The sequence below is a fragment of the Variovorax sp. PDC80 genome, assembly GCF_900115375.1.
Classification (GTDB): domain Bacteria; phylum Pseudomonadota; class Gammaproteobacteria; order Burkholderiales; family Burkholderiaceae_C; genus Variovorax.
Map to the genome: position 1 here is coordinate 306,953 of NZ_FOWG01000011.1, position 23,284 is coordinate 330,236.

Consider the following 23,284-nt stretch of genomic DNA (forward strand, 5'->3'; position numbering starts at 1 on the left):
GCCGCGCATGCAAGTCACCAAGCCCCAGGCGCTGGGCCTGTCGACCCGTCCGGTGGAGTACCGCAAGCGCTTCGGCCTGTGCGTGACCGCGAGCCTGCACGTGCCCTTCGCGCAGGGGCCGTCCGGGGCGTTGTGGAGCGAGCAGTCGATGTGGGAATTCCTCGGCCAGGAGATGGCCGAGCCGATGATCGACGAGGGCGTGGCCAAGCTGACGGCCGAGTTCCTGGTCCACGGGCGTGCCTTCGCGCCGGCCGACCAGCCCACGGGCTGCGCGGTGCGCGCGCGGCTGGGCGCGCGCGAGAAGACCCTGCTCGTGTTCGGCGAGCGTCACTGGAACGGGCAGGACGCGAGCGCGCCGCTGCCCTTCGAACAGATGCCCATCGACTGGGCGCATGCCTATGGGGGCGCGGACTTCGCGGCCAATCCGGCCGGCACGGGCCGCGAGGTGCGCGAAGGCGTGCAGCGGCTGCCCAACGTCGAGTGGCCCGGCACGCGGTTGCTGCGGCCCGATCACGCGGTGGCGCCGGCCGGCTTCGGCGCGCTCGCGTCGACGCACCCGCAGCGCGCCCAGTACCGCGGGACCTACGACGCCGACTACCTGCAGGCGCACGCGCCGGGCTTCGCGCCCGACCTGGACTGGCGCCATTTCAACCTGGCACCGCCCGACCAGTGGTTCGAGCAGCCGCTGCGTGGCGACGAGCCTTTCGCGTTCGACCACCTGCATGCGACGCGGCCGCGCATCGAGGGCCAACTGCCCGGATTGCGCGCGCGCGTCTTCGCCGGCTACGCGGTGGCCGGCGCCAGCGAACCGAAGTTGCGCGAAGTGCCGCTGCGGCTCACCACGGCGTGGTTTTTCCCGCATGCCGAACGCGCGATCCTGCTGTTCCAGGGACTCGCGGAGGTCGACACCGACGACGGTTCCGATGTCGTCTCGCTGGTCGGGGCGGTGGAGCGGCTCGGCGAGCGTCGCCCCGACGAGCACTACGTGGACGCGATCGCGCGGCGCGGCGATCCGCGCCTGGGTGCCGTCCACATGCTGCACGACGGCGACCTGCTGCCCGAGGGACTGAATGCCGACGATCCCGCCGTCGAGGCGGCGCGCGCGGCCTTCGCGATGGACGGCCTGCAGGGCGATGCGCAGTACCTGCGCGCGCGCGCCGAGGTCGAGGTGGCCCGCGAGCAGGTCCGCGAACACGGCGGCGATCCGGACGCGCTCGGCATCCGCCTGCCCGAGCGCGAGAAGGTGCCCAAGGGCGCCGAACTCGCACCCTACATCGAACGCAAGATGAAGGAGGAGCAGCGCCAGCAATGGGCCGTGCTCGACGATGCGCTGACCCAGGCCGAGAAGGCGCTGGCATTCGCCGCCGAGCAGGGGCTGCCGCCGACCTCGCTGGCGCATCGCGGGCCGCCGCGCTTCAGCGCCGAAGCGAAGCTCGACGAATTGCGCGCCGCCTTCGCCGCGCAGGGGCAGGCGCTGGACACCGCCAAGGTCTATCCGGCGCTGATCAAGCAGCAGGCGGCGGAACGGCTGGGCTATCTGCAGTCGGCCCATGCCCAGGCGCCCGCGGCGCCGATGGAGGCCGAAGCCGCCAAGGCGCTGCGCGAGGAGATGAAGCGCGCGGTGGCGGGCGGCCTGCGCCGCTTCGCGGACCTCGACCTCACCGGCGCCGACCTGTCGGGCCTCGACCTGCGCGGCACCAGCTTCGCCGGCGCGTGGCTCGAAAGCGCCAACCTGTCGAAGTCGAACCTCTCGGGCGCGGATTTCTCGCGCGCCGTGCTGGCCCATGCGGACCTGCGCGGCGCCATCGGCGCGGGAACGCTGTTCGCCGAAGCCAACCTGGGCGCCTCGCAACTCGCCGGCGCGATGTTCGACGAGGCCGACCTGCGCGGCGCCGTGCTGAACCGCTGCGTGCTTGCCGAGACCCAGCTGCGCCGTGCGCGGCTGGAAGGGGCCTCCCTGCTCGAGACGCTGTGGGGCAGCGCGGACTGGAGCGGTGTGCACGGCACCCGCCAGATCTTCTACAAGCTCGACCTGCGGGGGCTGTCGCTCGCCGAGGCGGAACTGGCCGAATGCAGCTTCGTGGAGTGCGACCTGAGCGGCTGCGACCTGCAGGGCGCGCGGCTGCGGCACAGCAGCTTCGTCGGCTGCAAGCTCGACGGCGCGCGGCTCGTCGGCGCGCAGGCCGAGGGCGCGGTGTTCGTGCAGCAGTGCAGCCTCGCCGCGGTGGACTTCAGCGGCGCGGTCCTGGCAGGGTGCAACCTCGGCGAGGCCATCCTCGATGGCGCGAAGCTGGTGCGCGCGAACCTCGACGGCGCCAACCTCACGAAGGCCTCGCTGGCGCGCTGCGACCTGCGGCTCGCGCGCGCCCGGGGCGCGATGCTGCGCAAGACCAGCCTGCGGCAGGCCGCGATGGCGGGCATGGACCTGTCGAACGCGGTGCTGCACCACGCGGATCTGCGCGGTGCCGACCTGCGCCGCGCGAACCTCTTCGGCGCCGACCTGTCGCGCGTGCGCCTGGATGGCGACGCGCGCTTCGAGAACGCGCTGCTGCAGCGCGCGCGCACCTGGCCGCGCCTCACGCCCGAACAGCAGCAGGCCGCGCCATGATGAGTCCCGAACTGCTGTCCATGGCCGTGGCCATCGGCGAGCCCGTCATCGGCATGGACCTCGCCAAGGGCGCCTTCGGCGGGGCCCAGCTCGGCGGGGCGGTCTTCTCGGGCGCGCGGCTGAGCGAGGCGGACCTGCGCGGCGCCGACCTGCGCGAGGCGGTGTTCGAGCAGTGCGACCTGCGCGGCGCGCTGCTGGCCGGCGCCAACCTGCGGCGCGCCGTGTTCGATCGCTGCACGCTCGACCATGCCGACCTGCGCGGCGCCAACCTGCACGCCGCCGTCTGGACCGACTGCCAGGCGCCCCATGCCCAGCTCGCCGGGGCCCAGCTGAGCATGGCCATGCTGACGCGCTCGCGCCTGGACCATGCGGTGCTGCGCGGCGCCGACCTCGACGCGGCCGTGATCGACGGATCGAGCCTGATCGACGTCTGCGCCGACGAGGCCCACTGGCGCCAGACCACCGTCATCGGCTGCGACCTCTCGCTGCTGACCTGGACCGGCGCGACGCTGGTGCGCGTCGCCTTCATCGATACCGGGCTGCAGAACCGGTCCTTCGTCGGACTGCGGGTCGAAGGCTGCCAGTTCCTCAAGGCGAACCTGTCGGGGGCCGACTTCTCGGGCGCCGACATGCGCCAGTGCAACTTCCAGGAAGCCGTGCTCGACGGGGCCTGCCTGGCCAAGGCGCATGCGCCGCTGGCCCTGTTCTGCGAGACCCGGGGCGAGCAGGTGGATTTCTCCGGTGCGCGGCTGCGCCAGGCGCTGTTCACGGGCGCGAAGCTGCCGGGCGCCAACTTCGCCGGCGCCGACCTCTACCAGACCCACTTCGCGGGCGCGCAATTGCCCAAGGCACGGCTGGTCGCGGCCGAACTCACCTATGCCGACTTCCGGCATGCGGACCTGTCGGGCGCCGACCTGCAGGACGCGTCGATGTTCCGCACCGTGCTGCATGGCGCGAACACGCAGGAGGCGCGCATGTCCGACCGCGGGCGTGCGATCGAGCAGGACCCCGAACTGGCGGCCGCGGAACGCTGGCAGCCCATGGAGCAGAAGACATGACGACCTCGAAAGCAGCCCCGTCGCGGCGCCGTTCGCGCCGCGCCGCCCATCCCCAGGCCGCGCAGCCGGCCCAGCCCGCGCAGGCCATTGCCGCCGGCTGGTGCGTGGGCACCGTGTGCGAATGCGGACCCGCCGGCTTCACGGTGCTGAGCGGTACGCTGCGCCGCAGCGGCCAGCGCGCGGTCAGCTGCCTGCTCGAGCCGCGCGCCGGCGACAGCGTCGCCTGCCTGCAGGTCGCGCCGGACGAACTCTGGATCCTGGCCGTGCTCCAGCGCGAAGGCGAGACGCCGCACGTGCTGCAGCTGCGCGGAGACACGCAGCTGCAGGTCGACGGCCGTCTCTCGCTCACGGCGCCGCAGTTGCGCATGAGCAGCGACCAGCTCGAAGTGCGCGCCCGCGAGGCCCGCGTGGCGCTGGATTCGGCCGAGCTGACGGGGCGCCACCTGAGCGTGGTGGGCAGCGTGGTCAAGCTCGTCGGTTCGGTGCTGTCGACGGTCATGGACCGCGTCAGCCATTACAGCCGGCACCACGTCCGCACCACGGAAGGCACGGACCGCGTGGCGGCGACGCATGTCGAATGCGAGGCCCGCCAGCTGCTGCGGCTGTCGGGCGAGCACACGCTGGTGAACGGCGAGAAGCTCGTCAAGACGCGCGGCGGCCAGATCCACTTCGGCTAGGAGCACGCACATGTTCGCCAACTGCCAGATGATGGGCACCGACATGGGCTTTCCCGATGTGTGCCTGACGCCCACGCCCGCGGGGCCCGTGCCCATTCCGTACCCGAACATCGCGATGGGGCCGATGGCCATCCCGAACTGTCCCACCATCCTTTTCATGGGGGCCCCCGCGCACAACCTGGCGACCTCGATCCCCATGACCAACGGCGACAACGCCGGCGTGAACATGGGCGTGGCCTCGGGCACCGTCATGGGCCCGTCGCGCCATGTGACCGGCGCGTTCACCGTGCTGCTCAACGGCATGCCGGCGAGCCGACTGACCAGCGTGTCGCTGCAGAACAGCACCAACTGCCCCGGGGTGCGCGTCGTGCCGAGCCAGGCGCTGGTGCTGCTGCTGGCGCCCTAGCGCGGCGCTCTCCATCGCCTTCCGATGCAAAGACATACCTCTTAAGGCGAGATTGCCAAGCCGTCCCCCGGAATGAATACTCCTTCCGAGTTTCGTCGCAAGCTCGCGCACAGCTGTAGGGGCGTCGCCCTGGGGGCCGGTTCATGATCCAAATCACTGTTGTCACCCGCCAAGGCGTCCCGGCGGGGCCGTCCTTGTCGGCGAATTTCGGCCCCGAGGGCGGCACCATCGGCCGCGCCGACACCAACACGCTGGTCCTCGACGATCCCGACCGCACCGTCTCGCGCGTGCATGCCCAGGTGCTGTGCCGCGACGGCCAGTACTTCGCCATCGACCGCGGCAGCAACCCGATGCAGTGCAACGGCGTGTCGCTGGGCTCGGGCAAGGAAGCGGCGCTGACCGACGGCGCCCGCCTGGTGGTCGGCAGCTTCGAACTCGTGGTGCGCGTGCAGGCCGCCGCGCCCGCACCGGCACCGGCCGCCGCACCGTTCGCGATCCCCGAAACCATCATGGGCCTGTCGGGCGCGGCGCCGGCACCGGCCACCGCGACCAGCGACGATCCCTTCGCCGACCTGCTCGCGGGCCTGGGGTCGCCGCCCGCGCCCGCACCCGCGCCAGGCCGGTCGCCCGCGTCGTCGCCATCCTCGTCGTCGTCAGCCGACTCGCTGCTGTTCCCCGACCCCATGGCCACCGGCTCGCGCAACGCGCAGGCCGCGCAGATCGATCCCTTCGCCAACCTGCTCGGCCCCGACCCGGCCTCGGCACCGGCCGGCGGGCTCGGTGCGCTCGACGACTTCTCCGACCTCGGCGCGCCGCCCGCGCACGGCAAGGCCGCGGGCATCGACGCGCTGTTCGGCGGCACGGCCGGTGCCGGCGGCATCGGCGGCGATCCGCTCGCGCTGTCGCCGCTGGCCGATCCGCTGCTGCAGCCCAACACCGCGAACGATGCCGATCCGCTGGCCGCGCTGCAGCGCGCCGCGCCGGCCACGCCGATGGCGCGTTCCGACCACCTGCCGATCGAGCAGTTCGGCTTCACGCCACCGAAGGCGATCACGCCGCCGGCCGCGGTGCCGGTACCGCCGCCGGCCCCCGCGCCCATTCCCGCACCCATCCCCGCACCGCGCGCAGCGCCGCTGCCCGAGCTGCCCGCCTTCGACGACATGACGGGCCTGCCGATCCGCATCAGCGGCCCCGACACCGCGGGCCGCCCCCTGCCGCCGTTGTCCGCGCCGCCGCCGGCACCCGCGCCGCGCGCGCCCGCGCCCGTCGCCGCCGCGCCCGTCGAGCGCACCGCGAGCGACGACGAGCTGCTGGCCGCCTTCCTGCGCGGCCTCGGCGGCACGCACCAGCCGCCCGAGATGCTCACGCCGGGCCTGATGGAGCGCATCGGCTCGATGCTGCGCAGCGCCACCGAAGGCACGCTGCAGCTGCTGCTCACGCGCCAGGAATTCAAGCGCGAGGTGCGCGCCGAGGTCACGATGATCGCGGCGCAGGCCAACAACCCGCTGAAGTTCTCGCCCACGGTCGAGGTCGCGCTGGCGCACCTGCTGGGGCCGGGCGTGCGCGGCTTCATGCCGGCCGAGGCCGCGATGCGCGACGCCTTCAACGACCTGCGCGCGCACCAGTTCGGCGTGATGGTCGGCCTGCGCGCGGCGCTGGCGCACGTCATCGCGCGCTTCGAGCCCGAGGAGCTCGAGAAGAAGATCAGTTCGAAGTCGGCGCTCGACGCGCTGTTCGCGGCCAACCGCAAGGCCAAGCTGTGGGACCAGTTCGTGGCGCTGTACGGCGGCATCGCGACGGAGGCCGAGGACGACTTCCACAACCTGTTCGGCAAGGCCTTCCTCGAGGCCTACGAGGCGCAGATGGCGCGCCTGAAATCCGACGACTGAGGCGCGCGCGACCGCTGCACCGCAGAACAAGAACCCACGACACGCACGACCGACGCGAGGAGCCCCGCTTGGAAATCGAAATCGTCACGCTGTCCCGCCAGGGCGGCCGCAGCTACAACGAAGACGTTCACGGCCATTGGCACGACGAGCGCCATGTCGCCTGCCTGGTGGCCGACGGCGCCGGCGGCCATGGCGGCGGCGACGTGGCGGCGGCCACGGTGCGCGCGAGCGTGCTGGGCGCGTTCTCGGCCGGCCCCAGCCTCGACGCGGGCGTGCTGCGCGGCCTGATCGAGCAGGCCAACCGCGACGTGGTGACGCGCCAGGCCGAGGGCGGCACGCTCGCGGGCATGCGCTCGACGGTGGTGTTCGCGGCCATCGACCTCGAGGTCCATGCGCTGGCCTGGGTGCACAGCGGCGACAGCCGGGCCTACCTGTTCCGCGGCGGCGCGATCGTCGCGCGCACCACCGACCACAGCCTGGTGCAGCAGATGGTGGCCGGCGGCATGCTCGACGAGGAGGGCGCGCGCCTGCATCCGCAGCGCAACATGCTGCTGTCGGCGCTGGGCTCGCTCGAGGAAGAACCCGACATCGCGGTGTCGGACCGCATGCGGCTGCTGCCGGGCGACGTGCTGCTGCTGTGCAGCGACGGCGTGTGGGAGCCGCTGGGCGACGAATGCCTGGTCGAGACCCTGCATGCCTCGCGCACGCCCAGCCAGTGGGTCGAGCAGATCGAGGCGCAGATCGTCGCGCGCGCGAAGCCGGGGCACGACAACTACACGGCGCTCACGCTGTGGGTGATCGACGCCGCTGAGGACGAGACGCGGCTGCTGCCGGTCGAGGCGCAGCCCGAGCCGCGCGATCCCGAGGACACCGTCCTCGGCTGACGCAACGGGCGGCGGCGTGCGCCGCCTCTTCTCCCTTTTCTTTTCTCCCGCACCAATAGAAACGGCCCGCGATGCCCTCGAGAGAGGACGCGGGCCGCAAGGCGTGGAGCTTGCCGCGCTCGCGCGGCGAAGTCCCGGGGGATCTCAGCGGGTCTCGGTGGTGGCCACGTTCCAGCCGAACTTGACGTCGCCGGTGGTGGCGCCCTTGTCGTTCTGGGCCTTGTAGGCGAACTCGATGTCCTTGTAGGTCACGACCACGTTCTCGAGCACGTCGCCGCCTTGCGAACCGGCCGGGGCCACGTTCGAGATGAAGACTTCCTTCATCGTGACCTTGAGGTACTCGCCCTGGCCGTCGCCGGACTTGCGGCAGGTCAGGACCGCGTCCTTGAAGTGCTTGCCGCTGACGCAGTTCTTGGCCAGCACGGGCGAGGCCTTGTCGAAGATGTGGACGAAGTTGAAGAAGCCGGGCTGCGCCTTGCCCTTGCCCGAGCCGCCGCCCGATGCCGCGCCGGAGGTGTTCGCCACGTCCCACGACCACGACAGGATCTCGATCTCGTCCTTGTGATCCTTGTGGGTGGCCTCGCCGGTGACGCCGTCGAACTTGATGTGGAAATCGGATGCCATCTTGCTACTCCTGTGATGCCTGCGATGCGCGGGCGATGGTTGACGAAAGAGAAAGTTTTTTGGGGCTACCGGCCGCTGCGGGTGGGGCTTCGGCCGGTAGTGATCTCAGAACGAAGAAGCGGGCGGGATTTCAAACCCACCCGATGGCCTATGCCGCGCCCTTGGCGGACGGCAGCTTGGAGACCAGGCGCAGCGAGACCGTCAGGCCCTCGAGCTGGTAGTGCGGGCGCAGGAAGAACTTGGAGGAGTAGTAGCCGGGGTTGCCCTCCACCTCCTCGACCACCACCTCGGCCGCGGCCAGCGGCTTCTGGGCCTTGGTGACTTCGGACGAGTTCGCCGGGTCGCCGTCCACGTAGTTCATGATCCACTTGTTGAGCCAGCGCTGCATCTCGTCGCGTTCCTTGAACGAGCCCACCTTGTCGCGCACGATGCACTTGAGGTAGTGCGCGAAGCGGTTGCAGGCGAACAGGTAGGGCAGGCGCGCGGCCAGGTTGGCGTTGGCGGTGGCGTCGGGATCGTCGTACTCGGCCGGCTTGTGCAGCGACTGGGCGCCGATGAAGGCCGCGAAGTCGGAGTTCTTGCGGTGGATCAGCGACAGCAGGCCGGCCTTCGAGAGCTCGGCCTCGCGCCGGTCGCTGATGGCGATCTCGGTCGGGCACTTCTGGTCCACGCCGCCGTCGTCGCTCGGGAAGGTGTGCAGCGGCAGGTTCTCGACCGCGCCGCCCGATTCGATGCCGCGGATGCGCGAACCCCAGCCGTAGAGCTTGTACGAGCGGTTGATGTTGGTGGCCATCGCATAGGCGGCGTTGGCCCAGGCGTACTTGCTGTGGTCGGCGCCGGCGGTGTCCTCCTCGAAGTCGAACTCCTCCACCGGGTTGGTGTTGGCGCCGTAGGGCGTGCGCGCCAGGAAGCGCGGCATGCACAGGCCCAGGTACTTCGCGTCGTCCGACTCGCGCAGCGAGCGCCAGCCGGCGTACTCGGGCGTGAGGAAGATCTTGGTCAGGTCGCGCGGGTTGGCGAGCTCCTGCCATGACTCCATCTGCATCAGGTTCGGGCTCGCGCCGGTGATGAAGGGGGCGTGGGCCGAGGCCGCGATCTTGGCCATCTCGCCGAGCAGCTCGACGTCGGGCGGGCTTTGGTCGAAGTGGTAGTCGCCGACGATGGCGCCGAAGGGCTCGCCGCCGAACTGGCCGTACTCCTGCTCGTAGATCTTCTTGAACATCGGGCTCTGGTCCCAGGCCGCGCCCTTGAACTTCTTGAGGTTCTTGGCGAGCTCCTGCTTCGAGATGTCCATCACCCGGATCTTCAGGTTCTCGTCGGTCTCGGTGTTGTTCACCATGTAGTGCAGGCCGCGCCACGCACTCTCGAGCTTCTGGTAGTCGGGGTGGTGGATGATCCGGTTGACCTGCTCGGTGAGCTTGGCGTCGATCGCCGCGATCATCGACTGGATCGACTTCGTGACGTCCTTGCCGATGACCTCGCTGTTGGCCAGCGCCTGCTGGGCCAGCGTGAGCACGGCGGCTTCGACCGCGCTCTTGGCTTCGTCGCTGCGCGGCTTGAATTCCTTCTGCAGCAGCGACGAAAAGTCGCTGCCCGCGTACGCGACGTCTTTCAACGCGCTCTGTTCGAGTGCTTCGGCCATGGTGGGTTACTCCTCGTGAACCGGATGTGGAAGTCGGAATGGGACAGGGATCAGGCGGCCGGCGGGGTGGTGCCGTCCTCGGGCTTCTTGGTCGCGGCCAGCGACTGCAGCAGCGCCGGGTCCTCGAGCACCTTGGCCAGCAGTTCCTCGGCGCCGTTCTTGCCGTCCATGTAGGTGACGAGGTTCGACAGCTGGGTGCGCGCCTCGAGCAGCTTGTTGAGCGCGCCGACCTTGCGGGCCACGGCGGCGGGCGAGAAGTCCTCCATGTTCTCGAAGGTCAGCTCGACCTTGAGCTCGCCCTCGCCGGTCAGCGAGTTCTCGACCGCGAAGGCCGCGCGCGGCTTCATGGCCTTCATGCGCGAGTCGAAGTTGTCGACGTCGAACTCGAGGAACTTGCGGTCGGTCACGGGCGCCAGCGGGTCGGCGGGCTTGCCCGACAGGTCGGCCAGCACGCCCATCACGAAGGGCAGCTGGATCTTCTTCTCGGCGCCGTAGAGTTCGACGTCGTATTCGATCTGCACCCGGGGCGCCCGGTTGCGGGCGATGAATTTCTGACTGCTCTTGGCCATGGCGATGCTCCTTGCGGGGGTGAAACGGGGTGGGTCGATCCAGGGATGGAAAGGGGAGGGGACGAGGGGGAGAGGCGGCGGAAGGGCCTCAGTCCGAGGCGCGGCGACCGGTCACGTTCTCGATCGTGTCGAGCGCGTTCGGCGCGAGGTTGGCCATGATCTCGAGGAAGCTCACGCCGATCAGCTTCTTGGCGCGCTCGATCAGGAGCGGCGCGGGATTGCCGGGCTCGGTGGTCTCGAGGAAGCGGATCACGCGGTCGAGCATCTTCAGCGCGTCCTCGCGGGTCTGGATCTCGCCGCGCGCGGCCGCGGGGCGTGCACCGCCACCGACCGCGGCAGCTTCGCCGCCGTCTTCCGGGCCCGCCGCGCCGGCTTCTTCGGGCACGCCGATCGCGGCGCCGCAGGCCTTCTGCACGGTGCGCGCGATGGTGCGCAGCGCGCCCAGGTCGATGGCGTCGGAACGGCCGGTGCGCTCCACCAGCAGCGCCTGCAGCTGGTCGATGAGCGCCGGCGCGCCGATCGCGGCCTCGATGCGGTCGGGCTGCGCGGCCTGCAGGGCCTCGAGGCCGGCCTGCAATTGCGGCGCGGAGTAGAGCGGCTCGCCGTTCGCCGCGAGCGTGCCCTGGACCACCGCGATGTCGCGCACGCGGATCGAGCCCACGCCCGGCGCCGCGCCCACCTGGGCGTCGTAGAGGTCGCGCAGCACCATGGTCTCGTCGTTCAACGGCGCGAGCGCGTTCAGGCGCATCGTCGGATCGTTGTCGTCGTCGGCATCGAGCGTTGGATGTATGCCGTCCCAGAAGCGGTCGAGCAAGCCGGTCAGAAGGCGCAGGCCGGCGACGAAGCCGGGCACGCCCTGCAACCGGGTGGCGGCACGCAGCATCAGCACGGCGGCGCGCACGTCCTTGCTGCGGCGCAGGATGGCGTCGGACTGCTCGGCCACGCTGCGCCAGTCCGGCTCCACCGCGGGAATGACGGTGTCGCCGAACTGCTGTTCGGGCTTGCCCTGCGACGCGGTCACGAGCGCGGTGAAGTCCGCGTCGTACTCGAGGTCGGTGCCGCTCGGCGCGCTGTCGCCGATCGGTGTGAGCAGTGCATCTGCGAGTTCGTTGGTGAGCATGTTGCCTGTTGAATGTGGCTGGTGATAATCAAAGATGCCTCTCAACCGGTCAATGCAACGAAGGGAATAGCATGCGAGCGCTCGGTACACACCATTCGTCCTATGGAGGCCTTCCGGCCACGGCTTCGCGCCGGCACGTGGCGGCCTTCGGCCTCGCTGCCGCGGGGCTCTTTCTCGCGGGCTGCGCGAGCAAGCCGCCACCCGAAGTGAAGACGCCCGTGTCGCTGACGCTGGTGGCGGGCCCCGATGCCAACCCCGACGCGCGCGGCCGCGCATCGCCGCTCACGGTGCGCGCCTACGTGCTCAAGACGCCGGGTGCCTTCGAGGGCGCCGACTTCTTCTCGCTGTTCGAGAAGGACCAGGCCACGCTCGGCGCCGAGCTGGTGCAGCGCGAGGAAACGCTGCTGCGCCCCGGCGAGAGCCGCAAGTTCGATTTCGTGCTGCAGCCCGACGCCAAGATGATCGGCGTGATGGGCGCGTTCCGCGACCTCGACCGCGCGCGCTGGCGCGAGGTGCGGCCGCTCGAGGTCGGCAAGATCAACACCATCACCGTGACCTACGGCGCGCGCCAGATCCGCATCGATCAGAAGGCGGAGCCGATCAAGGAGAAGTAGGCGCCGCGCGGCGCGGGATCGGGCGGCGCTCACATCGCGTCCAGGCCCGTGTCGCGGTCCGCGGGCGGCAGCCGGCCGGGGCGCACCAGCGAGGCGTCCGCCGGCAGGAAGCGATGGAACAGGTCGCCCGTGAAGGCGCCATTGCCGCCCGCCGCGCCGCCGGCCACCGTCAGGTAGAGGCCGCGCCAGCGCAATCCCCGGGCCTCGCGCGCCTTGCGGCCATGGCTGTCGAACAGCGCCTCGGCCGCCAGCCTGAGCCCCGGCTGCAGGCTTCGCACCCCCTCCACGAACGAATGCACCGCGAGCCGGCCCGAAGCGCCCGACTGCTCGCGCAGCAATCCCATGCGCAGGGCATGCAACCGCGCGGCGATCGGCTCGAACACCGCATCGAGCCGCTCGGCGGCGCTGCCGGCATCGGCCATCGGCTGTTCCGCCGCCAGCCGATGGCCCAGGGCCTGCGCCAGCACCTCGGGCGGCAGCGTGCCGCGCAGCGCGCCATAGCCTTCGAGCCCCTCGAGGCCCGTGACCACGAGGTAGAACGGCAACTGCAGCCGCAGGGTGCGGCCCGCCTCCTCGACCAGCCGGCGCAGCCGCGCGATGCGCATGCGGAAGGCGATGGCGTCGGCCGGCGCCTCGCGCAGCGCCTGCGCCCCGATGCAGGCCACGATGCCGTGCAGCGGCAGACGCTCGCGGCGCTCGGCCAGCGCCAGCAGCGCCGCGAGCCAGAGGGCGCGCGACTGCGGCGCGTCGGCCGGGTCCTCGAGCACGCGCGCATCGATCTCGATGGCGGCCATGGCGCCGCCGGTCCACCAGCGCCAGCCGCTGCGCACCGGGCCCGTCGGCGCGTCGTCCGACGGGTCCGCGTCGAGCGGCGAGGCGGCAAGCAGCCCCGGCAGGTCGGCGGCCGCATCGCCGAGGAACAGCAGCCATGGCGCGCTCGGCGTCGTGCAGCGGCCGAAGTCCTCGTCATCGAGGCTCTCGCCGGCGGCACGCGGGCGCGGCGCCAGCCGCAGCCGCTGCTGCGCGCGCGCCATCGCCTCGTGCAGGCGCTCGACGGCCTGCGCATCGGCCGCGCGCGAGGGCGGCCGCAGCGTGGCGATGCGCTGCTGCAGCGCACGCCGGCGCGCGCCGCGCCCGGCATCGCGCACCACGGCGCAGAGCACCGCGAAGCCGAGCGCGCACAGCGCGAGCAGCGGCCAGAAGAGGTGGGCGGGCGGCAGGGTGTGCATGGCGGCGGCGCGCGCGTCAGCGCGCCTCGGTCTCGAGGAACACGAAGTCGGCGATCAGCCGGTCGCCGCCCTTGTTGGCCGCGAGCGCCTCGCGCAGCTGCAGCAGGTAGGCCGAGGCCAGTTCGAACGGCGGCCGGTCGGCGGTCTCGTGAAACGGCATCGGCGAGGAGATCACGGTCACCAGCACGCTGCCGAAGGGCGGGCTCACGAGCCAGCTCGAGGGGATGTCGCGCCCGAGCTCGAGCTTCTCGCCGGCGTGCAGGCGGGTCGGCGCGCGGCCCGCGTTGAGGTGCATCACCGAGCCGTCGGCGGTGTAGTAGTCGACCCACAGCACGCTGTCGTGGCGCGGCGCGGTGACCTCCACGCGCACCGTGTCGCCCTCGCGCAGGCGGCGCTGCCGCGCGGAGGGCAGGTCCAGCCCGAGGCCGTAGGCCTTGTCGGCATTGCGTGCCTGGTAGGGCTTGAGGATCGCGAACACCTCGCAGTGCGGCCACACGCGCACGCCGAGCTCGAAGCGCGGCGCCTTCACGCCCGGTAGCTGGCCCACGTCGTGCTGCACGTTGGCCACGTCGGCCGGCAGCGAGACGAAGCCGCTGACCTTGAGCGTGCCCCCGGCTTCCACCGCCACCGCGAGGTCGGCGCAGGCGTAGCTCTGCAGCTGCTGCTCGACGCGCTGCGCGAGGTCGGCCTCGGGCCGCGGCGCGCCCGCCAGCCAGGCCCACAGCAGGTAGAGCAGCGGCACCAGCAGCGCCAGCGCCGCGCTCGCGCGCAGCAGCGAGCGGTCGCGCCGGTGCATGTCGATCGGGGCCGGCGGGTCGGGCCCGTCGTAGGGCTGGGGCGTGATGTGCTGCTGCGCGAGGCTGCCGAGCGCGAGCGGCTGCTGCCGCAGCTGGCGTGCGTGCAGGTCCTTGAGCTTGCCGAGCTCGCCGCGGTCGCCGTGCTCGAAGTAGTACTGGCCCTTGAAGCCCAGCGCCAGCGCATGCCAGTAGACCTCGCGCACCTCGTCGTCGCGCGCGCCCAGCGCCGACAGGTGGTGGAAGAACTCGCTGTGGGCATTGTTCGAGGCGAACAGCTGCACCTGCAGCGGTGCCGCGCCCTGGCCCGCGCCCGGGTGGCGCGCGAGGATCTCGTCGATCCAGGCGACCATCGCGAAGGCGGCCGACTCGAGCTGCGCGGGCAGGAGCGGCGTGGCCGCGGCGCGCGCGCTTTCGCGCGCCGCGTCGAGCAGCTGGCGGGCCTGGATCTGCGCGGCGTCGTGCGCGAGCGCGGGGCGGTTCGCGGCGATCGCGGCATCGAGCGCGAGCCCGAACGAGACGAAGGCCGAATAGCAGTCGATCAGGCGGGCCATGAAGACACGCGCGCCGGCTCAGGCCGCGGCGAGGCGCGCAGGCAGCGCCGGGCGCCGCACGAGAGATGCCCTGCACCGGCGCCTGCTTCGTTGGCACATGCCCATGTCTCGCTTCCTTCGGGTTGGCGATCATTCTTCTCAGCGGCCCCGGGGGGCGCCATATCGCTTGGGGCCTATGCCGTTCGTGGAGCGCGCCAGCCTTGCTGCGCGGGGCATTCGCCGGTATCGTCGGCGGTCGCTGAGTCAATGCACGCTGGGGCGAGCTTCGTGACCCCTTCTCAAGCGTTGAAAGGCCTTAAGTCATGAAAATTCTGATCGCCGACGACCACCGGCTTGTCATCGAAGCGGTCAAGGCCAAGTTGTCCGAGCTGGAGCCCGGCATCGAGTTCGTGCTGGTCATGAGCGTCGACGAGCTGCTCGCCGGTGCCACCGACGACCTCGACCTGGCATTGATCGACCTCAACATGCCCGGCGCCGACGGGCAGGCCCACATCGACGAGATCCGCCGCCGCCATCCGGCCGTGCCGGTGATCGTGCTGTCGGGCTACGAGGACCCGGCCATCATGCGCGCCGCCCTCGAGCGCGGCGTGCTCGGCTTCATTCCCAAGGCCTACTCGCCCGAGGTCATGCTGTCGGCCGTGCGGCTGGTGCTGGCCGGCGGCGTCTACGTGCCGCCGATGATGCTGACCGCGCTGCCGCCCGGCATCGTGGCCGGCGTGGCGCCGCAGCCCGGCGCCGACACCGCGCGCGCGCCGGCCTCCTCGCAGACGCTCGAGCACCTGCGCAACGTGCTGACCGAGCGGCAGGTCGAGGTGCTGCAGCTGCTGTCGCAGGGCAAGCCCAACAAGCTGATCGGCCGCAGCCTCGGCATCAGCGAGGGCACGGTCAAGATCCACCTCGCGGCGATCTTCCGCGCGCTCAACGTGCGCAACCGCACCGAGGCGGTGGTGGCGGCGCAGGCCTTGACCGAAGCGCAGGCCTGACCCAGGCCCGAGACCGTTCGGGCCGCCCCTCTCGTTTCAGCGCCGTTGCGCCGCCTGTGCCACCGCGCGCGGCACCTTCACCCGCATGTCGAGCAGCATCTGCCCCATGCCCTTGCCCAGCGGGTCCATGCGCATCGACGAGGGCCCGCCGCCGTCGAGCGCCCCGTGCAGCAGCAGGTTCATCGCCGCGATGCCCGGCAGGTGGAAGCGCTCGACCTCGCCGTGCACCAGGTGCGCGAAGTAGGCGCCCACCGCCTCGGGCGTGACGCGCGACCACAGCAGCGGCAGCCACTCGGGCCGGCGCGCCACCAGGCCGATGTTCGAGAGGTCGCCCTTGTCGCCGCTGCGGGCCCAGGCCAGGTCGATGAGCCGCAGCTCGACCTGTTCGCCGCCGTCGTCGGCGAAGGGCGGCGGTTCCGCCATCGGCGGCGCGGCACCATCGCCCGCGCCCGGCGGGATCGCCACGGCCTGCCGCTCGCCGTCGATCGCGAACGCGACCGGCACCTGCTCCTTGGCGAGCAGGAAGGCGAAGGGCTTGATGAGCGGCGACACCGAGGGCCGGCCGCCGCCGGGCCCGGTGGTGCCCGGCGACCACGAGGTGCCCGCGGGCGCGATCTCGCGCGCGAAGATCTCGAGCGCGGCCTTCTGCGGATGGTCGACCGCCACGCGCATCATCGCCTCGCGCACGCCGTGGGTGCGCGCATGCGGGCCGTAGAGCGTCTCGGCGCCGATCGCCTCGATGTGGCTGCGCGTGAAGGGTGGCAGGCCCAGGCGCGCGAGGATGCCGCCGGTGCGCTCGAGGATCGCCTCGGCCGTGCGCCGCGCCTTGCGCTCGGCATCGATGCCCACGATCACCAGGCTGCCCGCGCAGCGGAAGCCGTCGAGCTGCGTGGCCGAGACCTTGTAAGCCGGCGTCGGCGCGCGGCCGCGCGCGGGGCCCACGCGCACGCGGTCGGGGCCCTCCTGCTCGATCGTCACGGCGCGGAAATCGCAGCTCACGTCGGGCAGCAGGTAGGCGCCGGGGTCGCCGATCTCGTAGAGCAGCTGCTCGGCCACCGCGGCGCGGATCACCTTGCCGCCCGTGCCCTCGGGCTTGGTCACGACGAAGCTGCCGTCGGCCTGGCATTCGACGATCGGGTAGCCGATGTTCGCCCAGTCGGGGATGTCTTCCCAGTCGGTGTGCAGGCCGCCCGTGGCCTGGCAGCCGCATTCGATGATGTGGCCCGCGAGGCTGCCCGAAGCCAGCCGGTCGAAGTCGCCGGGCTGCCAGCCGAACTCGTGCATCAGCGGCCCGAGCGTGACCGCGCTGTCGACGCAGCGGCCGGTGATCACCACGTCGGCGCCCGCGGCCAGCGCGGCGGCGATCGGCAGCGCGCCCAGGTAGGCGTTGGCGCTCAGCACCTTCTCGGGCAGGGCCTCGCCCGTGAACATGTCGCGCGTGTCCGCGGCACGCAGTTCGGTCATGCGGGCGCCGAGGTCGTCGCCCTCGACCACCGCGATGCGCAGCGGCACGCCCTGGGCCTCGGCCAGCGCGCGCAGCGCGGCGGCGCAGCCCTGCGGATGGATGCCGCCCGCGTTGCTCACCACCTTGATGCCCTGGCGCTTGATCTCGGCGAGCACCGGCTTCATCGCGATCTCGACGAAGTCGGTGGCATAGCCGAGCTCGGGCTTCTTCGCGCGCGCCGCGGCCAGGATCGCCATCGTGGTCTCGGCCAGGTAGTCGAACACCAGGTAGTCGAGCCGGCCGTGCTGCACGAGCTGCGGCGCGGCCACCATGCTGTCGCCCCAGAAGCCCGAGGCGCCGCCGATGCGGACGGTCTTGTTCGGTGCGGCGGTGGATGAAGGCATGGCGGTCCTCGGGTGGCGGATGGAAGGGCCAGCTTAGCGAGACGGGCGCGGCAAGGCTTGCGTCGAGTCGCTGCGCCTCGCGTCGCGTCGTCGGGCGCAGCCTGTTGGCGCAAGACCGGCGGGGCGCCCGCCGCTAGCCTCGTGCGCCAAGGAGACACCATGGAATTCCTGGACGCCCCACCGCTGCCCTTCTACTTCTCCGCCGAGCACGAAGCCTTCCGTGCCGGCCTGCGCGCCTTCGTGGCACGCGAGATCGCGCCCTTCGTGACCGAATGGGACGAGGCCGAGACCTTCCCGCGCGAGCTGTACCGGCGCGCGGCCGGGCTCGGCGTGCTGGGCCTGGGCTATCCCGAGGCGCTCGGCGGCACGCCGGCCGACCTGTTCCATCAGCTGATCGTGGCCGAGGAGTTCGCGCGCTGCGGCGCGGGCGGCGTGCAGGCCTCGCTGAACTCGCACAGCATCGCGCTGCCGCCGATCCTCAAGGCCGGCAGCGAGGAGCTCAAGCAGCGCGTGATCCCGCCCGTGCTGGCCGGCGAGAAGATCGCCGCGCTCGCGATCACCGAGCCCTCGGGCGGTTCCGACGTCGCGGCGCTTCGGACCACCGCGGTGCGCGATGGCGACCACTACGTGGTGAATGGCGAGAAGACCTTCATCACCTCGGGCGTACGCGCGGACTTCATCACCACCGCCGTGCGCACCGATCCCGCGAACAAGGGGGCGGGCGGCATCTCGCTGCTGGTGATCGAGGGCGACACGCCGGGGCTCGCGCGCACCTCGCTCAAGAAGATGGGCTGGTGGAGCTCCGACACCGCGCACCTGCGCTTCGAGAACTGCCGCGTGCCCGCGCGCAACCTGGTGGGCACGGAGAACCAGGGCTTCAAGCTGGTGATGAACAACTTCAACGGCGAGCGCCTGCTGATGTCGGCGCTGGCCTGCGGTTTCGCCGAGGTCTGCCTCGAGGAGGCGGTGGACTGGGCGCGGCAGCGCGTCTCCTTCGGCGTGCCGCTGGCCGAGCGCCAGGTGGTGCGCCACAAGCTCATGGACATGACCCTGCGCGTCGATGCCGCGCGCACCCTGGTCTACGACCTGGCCTACCGCATCGAGCACGGCCTGGCCGATCCGGCGAAACTCGTGGCGCGCGTGTGCCTCGCGAAGGTGCAGGCGACCCAGGCCATGCAGTTCTGCGCCGACCAGGCGGTGCAGTTGCTGGGCGGCATGGGCTTCATGCGCGGCACGCGCAGCGAACGCATCTACCGCGAGGTCAAGGTGATGATGATCGGCGGCGGATCGGAAGAGATCATGAAGGACCTGGCGGCCCGGCAGCTCGGGCTCTGAAGAACGAGAAGGACAACGCCCACGATGAACGATTCGACGAACGGCCCCAACGCCGAGACCGCGCGCGACCTGCGCGACGAGTACGCCGAGCTCGCCGCGCTGTGCGCCACGCTCACGCCCGAGCAGTGGCGCGCGCCCAGCGTGTTCTACGGCTGGTCGCCCTGGGACGAGATCGCCCACCTGTGCTTCTTCGACCAGACCTCGATGCTCGCGCTGAACGACCCCGCGGCCTTCGTGCGCGATGCCGCGGCGCTCAACGCGCAGTTCGCGCAGGGCCGCGAGATCAGCTCGCTGGCGCGCGAGAAGTACGGCGCGCTCGACGGCCCCGCGATGCTCGCGCTGTGGCAGCCGATCTCGATGCAGCTGGCCGACGCGCTCGCGACGCTCGACCCGAAGGCGCGGCTGCCCTGGTACGGGCCGATGATGAGCGCGCGTTCGTTCGCGACCGCGCGGCTGATGGAAACCTGGGCCCATGGCCAGGACATCTGGGACCTGATGCGCCGGCGCCGGCCGGCCCATGCGCGGCTGCGCCACATCGCCCACATCGGCGCCACCACCTTCGGCTGGACCTTCGTCAACCGCCAGCTGCCGGTGCCCGAGCCCGCGCCCTTCATCGAGCTCGACGCGCCCGGCGGCCAGACCTGGCGCTGGGGCGATCCGGCCTCGGCGGAATCGGTGCGCGGCGATGCGCTCGACTTCTGCCTGGTCGTGACCCAGCGCCGCCACCTCGCCGACACCGCGTTGCGCTGCACGCCGGGCAGCGCAACGCAGTGGCTGTCGATCGCCCAGTGCTTCGCGGGGCCGCCGGCCGATCCGCCGGTGCCGGGCGTGCGCGCGGTGGTCTACGACGCCGCATGAGCGCCGCGCCGGGGCAGCCGCTGTCGCTGGCGCTGCGCGAGGCGATCGAGCCGGCGCTCGCGCGGCTGCGCGCGGGCAGCGCCGAGGGCTGCCTGTCGGACCTGAGCTTCTCGAACCTCTGGCTGTTCCGCGAGGCCCACGACTACCGCTACATCGGGCCAGAAGACGACGGCTGGCCGCGCATCTCGGGCCGCACCTACGACGGCACGCGCCACCTGGTCCCGCTGTTCGCGCTGCCGCAGGCACCGCCCGAGGCGCTGGCCACGATGCTCGAAGACCACGACTGCTTCTATCCGTTGTCGCGGCGCGACATCGAAGGCCTGAGCGCCGACCGCTTCGCGCTGAGCGCCTCGCCCGACGACGCCGACTACCTCTACGATGCCAGCCGCTTCGCCGACTACGCCGGCCGCGCGCTGGCCTGGAAGCGCAGCCAGGTGCGGCAACTGCTCGCGCAGTGCACGCCGCGCGCCGAGGCCTTCGGTCCCGCCTCGGCCGGCGCCGCGCTGCGCGTGCTCGAGGCCTGGATGGCACAGAAGGGCAAGGCCGCGGGCGAAGCCGATGAGGCGCCGTGCCGCGCAGCCATCGCCGATGCGGCGGCGCTCGGACTCGAGGGCTTCGTGCACTTCGCGCAGGACGAACCGCTGGGCTTCGTGCTCGCGCAGGAACTGCAGCCCGGCGTGTTCGCGATGCGCTTCGCCAAGGGGCTCGACAGCCACGCGGGCATCTACCCGCACATGTTCCAGCACTTCTGCCAGCAGTTCGAGGCCGGGTTCGGCCGGCCGGTGCGCTGGCTCAACTTCGAGCAGGACATGGGCATCGCGGGCTTCCGGCGCAGCAAGCGTTCGTACGCGCCGGCGGCGATGGTGCAGAAGTTCAGGGCACGGTTATTGCGCTGAGCCGGCGCGGCGACGGGTATTCTTCCGCCGCCCACCGTACCGACCGCATCCGCCGCGAGGAGCCCGCATGACCCGGACCACCGATTCCCTTCATCGACGCTGGCCGCGCGCCGCATCCGCGGTCGTTGCCGCTGTCGCCGCCGGCCTCGCATTCGCGGCCCAGGCCGCCGACTACACCGGCCCGCTGTTCGACACCCACCTGCACTACAACGAGGAGGCCTGGAACGGCAGCAGCGGCCCGTTCCCGCCGGCCGAGGCGCTCGCGCGCATGCAGCGCAACGGCGTGCGCGCCATCGTCGGCAACTCGCGGCCCAACGACGGCACGCGCACGCTCGCGGCACTGCGCGAGACCCGCGAGGCCGGCGTCACCGTGGTGCCCTTCGTGCGGCTGTACCGCAACCGCGCCGACTACAACAACTGGTTCCGCGACGAGAGCATCCACGAGATGGTGCTGGCCGAACTCGAGCGCGGCACCGCGAGCGGGCCCTACCGCGGCATCGGCGAGTTCCATCTCTACGAGAGCGCCAATGCCAACGGCCCGGTCGCGAAGAAGCTGATGGCGCTGGCCGAGCAGAAACAGCTCGCCGTGCTCGCGCACGTGGACGACGAGGCGGTCGACCTGCTGATGGCCAACACGCCGAGCCAGGGCCGCGACACGCGGCTGATCTGGGCCCACACCGGCATCGGCGGCACGCCGGTGGCGCGCGTGCGCCAGATGCTCGAGCGCTATCCGAAGCTGATGGGCGAGCTGTCGTACCGCCCGGGCCTGGTCTGCGAGGGCGGCACGCTGTGCGCGCCGTGGCGCGAGCTGATCCTGGCCTTTCCCGATCGCTTCCTGATCGGCTCCGACACCTGGGTCAACCAGCGCTGGAGCGCCTACGACGAGCTGATGCGCGGCTACCGCGGCTGGCTCGGCGAGCTGCCGCCCGCGGTGGCGCAGCGCGTGGCGTGGGACAACGCGGCCGGGCTGTTCGGCGTGCGCTGAGCCCGCGTTCGGGGGCACAGCCACTGGGCACAAGACGCCCCGGGAGGCGCTGCCTAAGCTGCCATGGACTCTTCCGCAGACCATGGCCACCATCGAATCGACCCTCTCCCCCCACGGCGAAGCCTTCCAGGCCAATCGCGCCCACATGCTCGCGCTGCTCGAGCGCGTACGCGGCTGCGAGCAGCGCGCCGCCGCCACCTCGGAGCGCTCGCGCGAACGCTTCGAGAAGCGCGGCCAGCTGCTGCCGCGCGAGCGGCTGTCGCTGCTGCTCGACCCCGGCACGCCCTTCCTCGAACTCTGCTCGCTCGCCGGGCTCGGCCTGGACAACCCCGACCTCGACAAGAGCGTGCCCGGCGGCGGCGTGATCGCGGGCATCGGCCAGGTCTCGGGCCTGCGCGTGATGGTCAATGCCTCCGACTCGGGCATCGACGCCGGCGCGCTGCAGCCCATGGGCATTCCGAAGCAGTTGCGCATCCAGGAACTCGCGCTCGAGAACCGGCTGCCCTACGTGCAGCTGGTGGAGAGCGCGGGCGCCAACCTCATGACCTACAAGGTCGAGGAATTCGTGACCGGCGGCAGCCTGTTCCGCAACCTCGCGCGGCTGTCGGCCGCCGGCCTGCCGGTGCTGACCGTCACGCACGGCTCCTCGACCGCGGGCGGCGCCTACCAGACCGGCCTGTCGGACTACATCGTGATGGTGCGCGACCGCTCGCGGGCCTTCCTCGCGGGGCCGCCGCTGCTGAAGGCCGCCACGGGCGAGATCGCGACCGAGGAGGAACTGGGCGGCGCGCTGATGCACAGCTCGGTGTCGGGGCTCGGCGACTACCTGGCCGAGGACGACCGCGACGCGATCCGCATCGCGCGCGAGATCCTCGCCCACATCGACTGGAACCGAGAGCTGCCGGCAGCGCCGCCGCGGCGCTTCAAGCCGCCGCGCTTCGACGCCGAGGAACTGCTGGGCATCATGCCGGCCGACCTCAAGCGGCCGGTCGACATGAAGCAGGTGATCGCGCGCATCGCCGACGACTCCGAGTTCCTCGAGTTCGGCGCCGGCTACGGCAGCGCCACCGTGGTCGGCCACTTCAAGATCGAGGGCCTGCCCGTGGGCGTGGTCACCAACAACGGCCCGATCGACAACGCGGGCGCCACCAAGGCCGCGCACTTCATCCAGGCCTGCTGCCAGTCGCGCACGCCGATCCTCTACCTGCAGAACACCACCGGCTTCATGGTGGGGCGCGCGCACGAGGAGGGCGGGATGATCAAGCACGGCTCGAAGATGATCCAGGCCGTGACCAACGCGACCGTGCCGCAGATCACCATCCATTGCGGCGCTTCGTTCGGCGCCGGCAACTACGGCATGTGCGGGCGCGGCTTCCATCCGCGCTTCTGCTTCTCGTGGCCCAACGCGCGCACCGCCGTGATGGGTGGCGAGCAGGCGGCGCAGACCATGGTCAACGTGACCGAGGCAGCGATGCGGCGCAAGGGCGGCGAGGTCGACCGCGCCAAGCTCGCGGAGATGGAGCGACGCATCGTCGAGCGCTTCGACAGCCAGATGAGCGTGTTCACCACCAGCGCGCACGTGCTCGACGACGGCGTGATCGATCCGCGCGACACGCGCGCCGTGCTCGCGAAGCTGCTGGCCGTGTGCCACGAGGCCGAGCTGCGCGAGCCGCAGCCCATGCAGTTCTCGGTGGCGCGGCCATGAGCGAGG

20 protein-coding genes are annotated in these 23,284 nt (G+C 71.5%); 13 read left to right on the plus strand and 7 right to left on the minus strand.

Features of this window, described 5'->3' with window-relative positions; genetic code table 11:
• The first annotated feature begins 7 nt into the window (after window positions 1-7).
• From BM109_RS29350 to BM109_RS29375, 6 genes are all read left to right on the plus strand, one after another.
• A complete protein-coding gene (locus BM109_RS29350; protein WP_093350840.1) occupies window positions 8-2,608 on the plus strand; it encodes a DUF2169 family type VI secretion system accessory protein in 2,601 nt (866 codons plus the stop codon).
• Window positions 2,605-3,666, plus strand: a complete 1,062-nt coding sequence (locus tag BM109_RS29355) for a pentapeptide repeat-containing protein (RefSeq protein WP_256222854.1) — start codon at window positions 2,605-2,607, stop codon at window positions 3,664-3,666. Before BM109_RS29350 ends, BM109_RS29355 begins: the two co-directional genes overlap by 4 nt.
• A complete protein-coding gene (locus BM109_RS29360; protein ID WP_093350845.1) occupies window positions 3,663-4,343 on the plus strand; it encodes a DUF3540 domain-containing protein in 681 nt (226 codons plus the stop codon). The genes BM109_RS29355 and BM109_RS29360 overlap by 4 nt, the downstream gene beginning before the upstream one ends.
• A gap of 10 nt (window positions 4,344-4,353) precedes the next feature.
• A complete protein-coding gene (locus tag BM109_RS29365; protein ID WP_093350847.1) occupies window positions 4,354-4,749 on the plus strand; it encodes a DUF4150 domain-containing protein in 396 nt (131 codons plus the stop codon).
• 194 nt (window positions 4,750-4,943) lie between these two features.
• On the plus strand, window positions 4,944-6,638 hold the full coding sequence (gene tagH / locus BM109_RS41765) for a type VI secretion system-associated FHA domain protein TagH (RefSeq protein WP_305728104.1): 1,695 nt from the start codon (window positions 4,944-4,946) through the stop codon (window positions 6,636-6,638).
• 68 nt (window positions 6,639-6,706) lie between these two features.
• Window positions 6,707-7,522 carry a PP2C family protein-serine/threonine phosphatase gene (locus BM109_RS29375; protein ID WP_093350852.1) on the plus strand — a complete coding sequence of 272 codons (816 nt, stop codon included), beginning with the start codon at window positions 6,707-6,709 and terminating at the stop codon, window positions 7,520-7,522.
• Window positions 7,523-7,666: 144 nt separating this feature from the next.
• Here the strand turns inward: BM109_RS29375 and BM109_RS29380 are convergent, their stop codons facing one another.
• The 4 genes from BM109_RS29380 to tssA all read right to left on the minus strand — a co-directional run bounded on the left by BM109_RS29380 (window position 7,667) and on the right by tssA (window position 11,477).
• The gene (locus BM109_RS29380) at window positions 7,667-8,146 is read right to left on the minus strand and encodes an Hcp family type VI secretion system effector (RefSeq protein ID WP_093350855.1); all 480 of its coding nucleotides are present in this window, start codon (window positions 8,144-8,146) and stop codon (window positions 7,667-7,669) included.
• Window positions 8,147-8,294: 148 nt separating this feature from the next.
• The gene (gene tssC / locus BM109_RS29385; RefSeq protein ID WP_093350857.1) at window positions 8,295-9,788 is read right to left on the minus strand and encodes a type VI secretion system contractile sheath large subunit; all 1,494 of its coding nucleotides are present in this window, start codon (window positions 9,786-9,788) and stop codon (window positions 8,295-8,297) included.
• A gap of 50 nt (window positions 9,789-9,838) precedes the next feature.
• On the minus strand, window positions 9,839-10,357 hold the full coding sequence (gene tssB, locus BM109_RS29390) for a type VI secretion system contractile sheath small subunit (RefSeq protein WP_093350860.1): 519 nt from the start codon (window positions 10,355-10,357) through the stop codon (window positions 9,839-9,841).
• A gap of 88 nt (window positions 10,358-10,445) precedes the next feature.
• Window positions 10,446-11,477, minus strand: coding sequence for a type VI secretion system protein TssA (gene tssA / locus BM109_RS29395; protein WP_093350862.1), 1,032 nt, complete (start codon window positions 11,475-11,477; stop codon window positions 10,446-10,448).
• Between the two features lie 137 nt (window positions 11,478-11,614).
• Between tssA and tssJ the strand changes: the two genes are divergently transcribed.
• Window positions 11,615-12,091 carry a type VI secretion system lipoprotein TssJ gene (gene tssJ / locus BM109_RS29400; protein ID WP_256222855.1) on the plus strand — a complete coding sequence of 159 codons (477 nt, stop codon included), beginning with the start codon at window positions 11,615-11,617 and terminating at the stop codon, window positions 12,089-12,091.
• Window positions 12,092-12,120: 29 nt separating this feature from the next.
• Here tssJ and BM109_RS29405 read toward each other — a convergent pair whose 3' ends face one another.
• Complete coding sequence (locus BM109_RS29405) at window positions 12,121-13,320, minus strand: type VI secretion protein IcmF/TssM N-terminal domain-containing protein (protein ID WP_093350867.1); 1,200 nt, start codon at window positions 13,318-13,320, stop codon at window positions 12,121-12,123.
• 16 nt (window positions 13,321-13,336) lie between these two features.
• A complete protein-coding gene (locus tag BM109_RS29410; protein ID WP_093350870.1) occupies window positions 13,337-14,668 on the minus strand; it encodes a DotU family type IV/VI secretion system protein in 1,332 nt (443 codons plus the stop codon).
• 302 nt (window positions 14,669-14,970) lie between these two features.
• On the opposite strand from BM109_RS29410, the gene BM109_RS29415 reads away from it, so the two are divergent.
• Window positions 14,971-15,651, plus strand: a complete 681-nt coding sequence (locus tag BM109_RS29415) for a response regulator transcription factor (protein ID WP_093350872.1) — start codon at window positions 14,971-14,973, stop codon at window positions 15,649-15,651.
• Window positions 15,652-15,687: 36 nt separating this feature from the next.
• Here BM109_RS29415 and BM109_RS29420 read toward each other — a convergent pair whose 3' ends face one another.
• A complete protein-coding gene (locus BM109_RS29420; RefSeq protein ID WP_093350875.1) occupies window positions 15,688-17,499 on the minus strand; it encodes an acyclic terpene utilization AtuA family protein in 1,812 nt (603 codons plus the stop codon).
• Between the two features lie 159 nt (window positions 17,500-17,658).
• Between BM109_RS29420 and BM109_RS29425 the strand changes: the two genes are divergently transcribed.
• From BM109_RS29425 to BM109_RS29445, 5 genes are all read left to right on the plus strand, one after another.
• Window positions 17,659-18,834 (plus strand): acyl-CoA dehydrogenase family protein, encoded by a 1,176-nt coding sequence (locus BM109_RS29425; RefSeq protein WP_093350878.1) that lies wholly within the window; start codon window positions 17,659-17,661, stop codon window positions 18,832-18,834.
• A 24-nt stretch (window positions 18,835-18,858) separates the two neighbouring features.
• The gene (locus BM109_RS29430; protein ID WP_093350881.1) at window positions 18,859-19,692 is read left to right on the plus strand and encodes a TIGR03084 family metal-binding protein; all 834 of its coding nucleotides are present in this window, start codon (window positions 18,859-18,861) and stop codon (window positions 19,690-19,692) included.
• On the plus strand, window positions 19,689-20,588 hold the full coding sequence (locus BM109_RS29435; protein ID WP_093350883.1) for a phosphatidylglycerol lysyltransferase domain-containing protein: 900 nt from the start codon (window positions 19,689-19,691) through the stop codon (window positions 20,586-20,588). The genes BM109_RS29430 and BM109_RS29435 overlap by 4 nt, the downstream gene beginning before the upstream one ends.
• 67 nt (window positions 20,589-20,655) lie before the next feature.
• Window positions 20,656-21,573, plus strand: coding sequence for an amidohydrolase family protein (locus tag BM109_RS29440; protein WP_093350886.1), 918 nt, complete (start codon window positions 20,656-20,658; stop codon window positions 21,571-21,573).
• Between the two features lie 82 nt (window positions 21,574-21,655).
• Complete coding sequence (locus BM109_RS29445) at window positions 21,656-23,278, plus strand: acyl-CoA carboxylase subunit beta (protein WP_093350888.1); 1,623 nt, start codon at window positions 21,656-21,658, stop codon at window positions 23,276-23,278.
• Window positions 23,279-23,284 lie beyond the last annotated feature (6 nt).

Excerpts from the sequence above, each read along its gene's own strand:
- BM109_RS29350 (WP_093350840.1), top strand. The coding sequence starts at position 8 with ATGCAAGTCACCAAGCCCCAGGCGCTGGGCCTGTCGACCCGTCCGGTG.
- BM109_RS29355 (WP_256222854.1), top strand. The coding sequence starts at position 2,605 with ATGATGAGTCCCGAACTGCTGTCCATGGCCGTGGCCATCGGCGAGCCC.
- BM109_RS29360 (WP_093350845.1), top strand. The coding sequence starts at position 3,663 with ATGACGACCTCGAAAGCAGCCCCGTCGCGGCGCCGTTCGCGCCGCGCC.
- BM109_RS29365 (WP_093350847.1), top strand. The coding sequence starts at position 4,354 with ATGTTCGCCAACTGCCAGATGATGGGCACCGACATGGGCTTTCCCGAT.
- BM109_RS29380 (WP_093350855.1), bottom strand. The coding sequence starts at position 8,146 with ATGGCATCCGATTTCCACATCAAGTTCGACGGCGTCACCGGCGAGGCC.
- tssC (WP_093350857.1), bottom strand. The coding sequence starts at position 9,788 with ATGGCCGAAGCACTCGAACAGAGCGCGTTGAAAGACGTCGCGTACGCG.
- tssB (WP_093350860.1), bottom strand. The coding sequence starts at position 10,357 with ATGGCCAAGAGCAGTCAGAAATTCATCGCCCGCAACCGGGCGCCCCGG.
- tssA (WP_093350862.1), bottom strand. The coding sequence starts at position 11,477 with ATGCTCACCAACGAACTCGCAGATGCACTGCTCACACCGATCGGCGAC.
- BM109_RS29405 (WP_093350867.1), bottom strand. The coding sequence starts at position 13,320 with ATGCACACCCTGCCGCCCGCCCACCTCTTCTGGCCGCTGCTCGCGCTG.
- BM109_RS29410 (WP_093350870.1), bottom strand. The coding sequence starts at position 14,668 with ATGGCCCGCCTGATCGACTGCTATTCGGCCTTCGTCTCGTTCGGGCTC.
- BM109_RS29415 (WP_093350872.1), top strand. The coding sequence starts at position 14,971 with ATGAAAATTCTGATCGCCGACGACCACCGGCTTGTCATCGAAGCGGTC.
- BM109_RS29420 (WP_093350875.1), bottom strand. The coding sequence starts at position 17,499 with ATGCCTTCATCCACCGCCGCACCGAACAAGACCGTCCGCATCGGCGGC.
- BM109_RS29425 (WP_093350878.1), top strand. The coding sequence starts at position 17,659 with ATGGAATTCCTGGACGCCCCACCGCTGCCCTTCTACTTCTCCGCCGAG.
- BM109_RS29430 (WP_093350881.1), top strand. The coding sequence starts at position 18,859 with ATGAACGATTCGACGAACGGCCCCAACGCCGAGACCGCGCGCGACCTG.
- BM109_RS29435 (WP_093350883.1), top strand. The coding sequence starts at position 19,689 with ATGAGCGCCGCGCCGGGGCAGCCGCTGTCGCTGGCGCTGCGCGAGGCG.
- BM109_RS29440 (WP_093350886.1), top strand. The coding sequence starts at position 20,656 with ATGACCCGGACCACCGATTCCCTTCATCGACGCTGGCCGCGCGCCGCA.
- BM109_RS29445 (WP_093350888.1), top strand. The coding sequence starts at position 21,656 with ATGGCCACCATCGAATCGACCCTCTCCCCCCACGGCGAAGCCTTCCAG.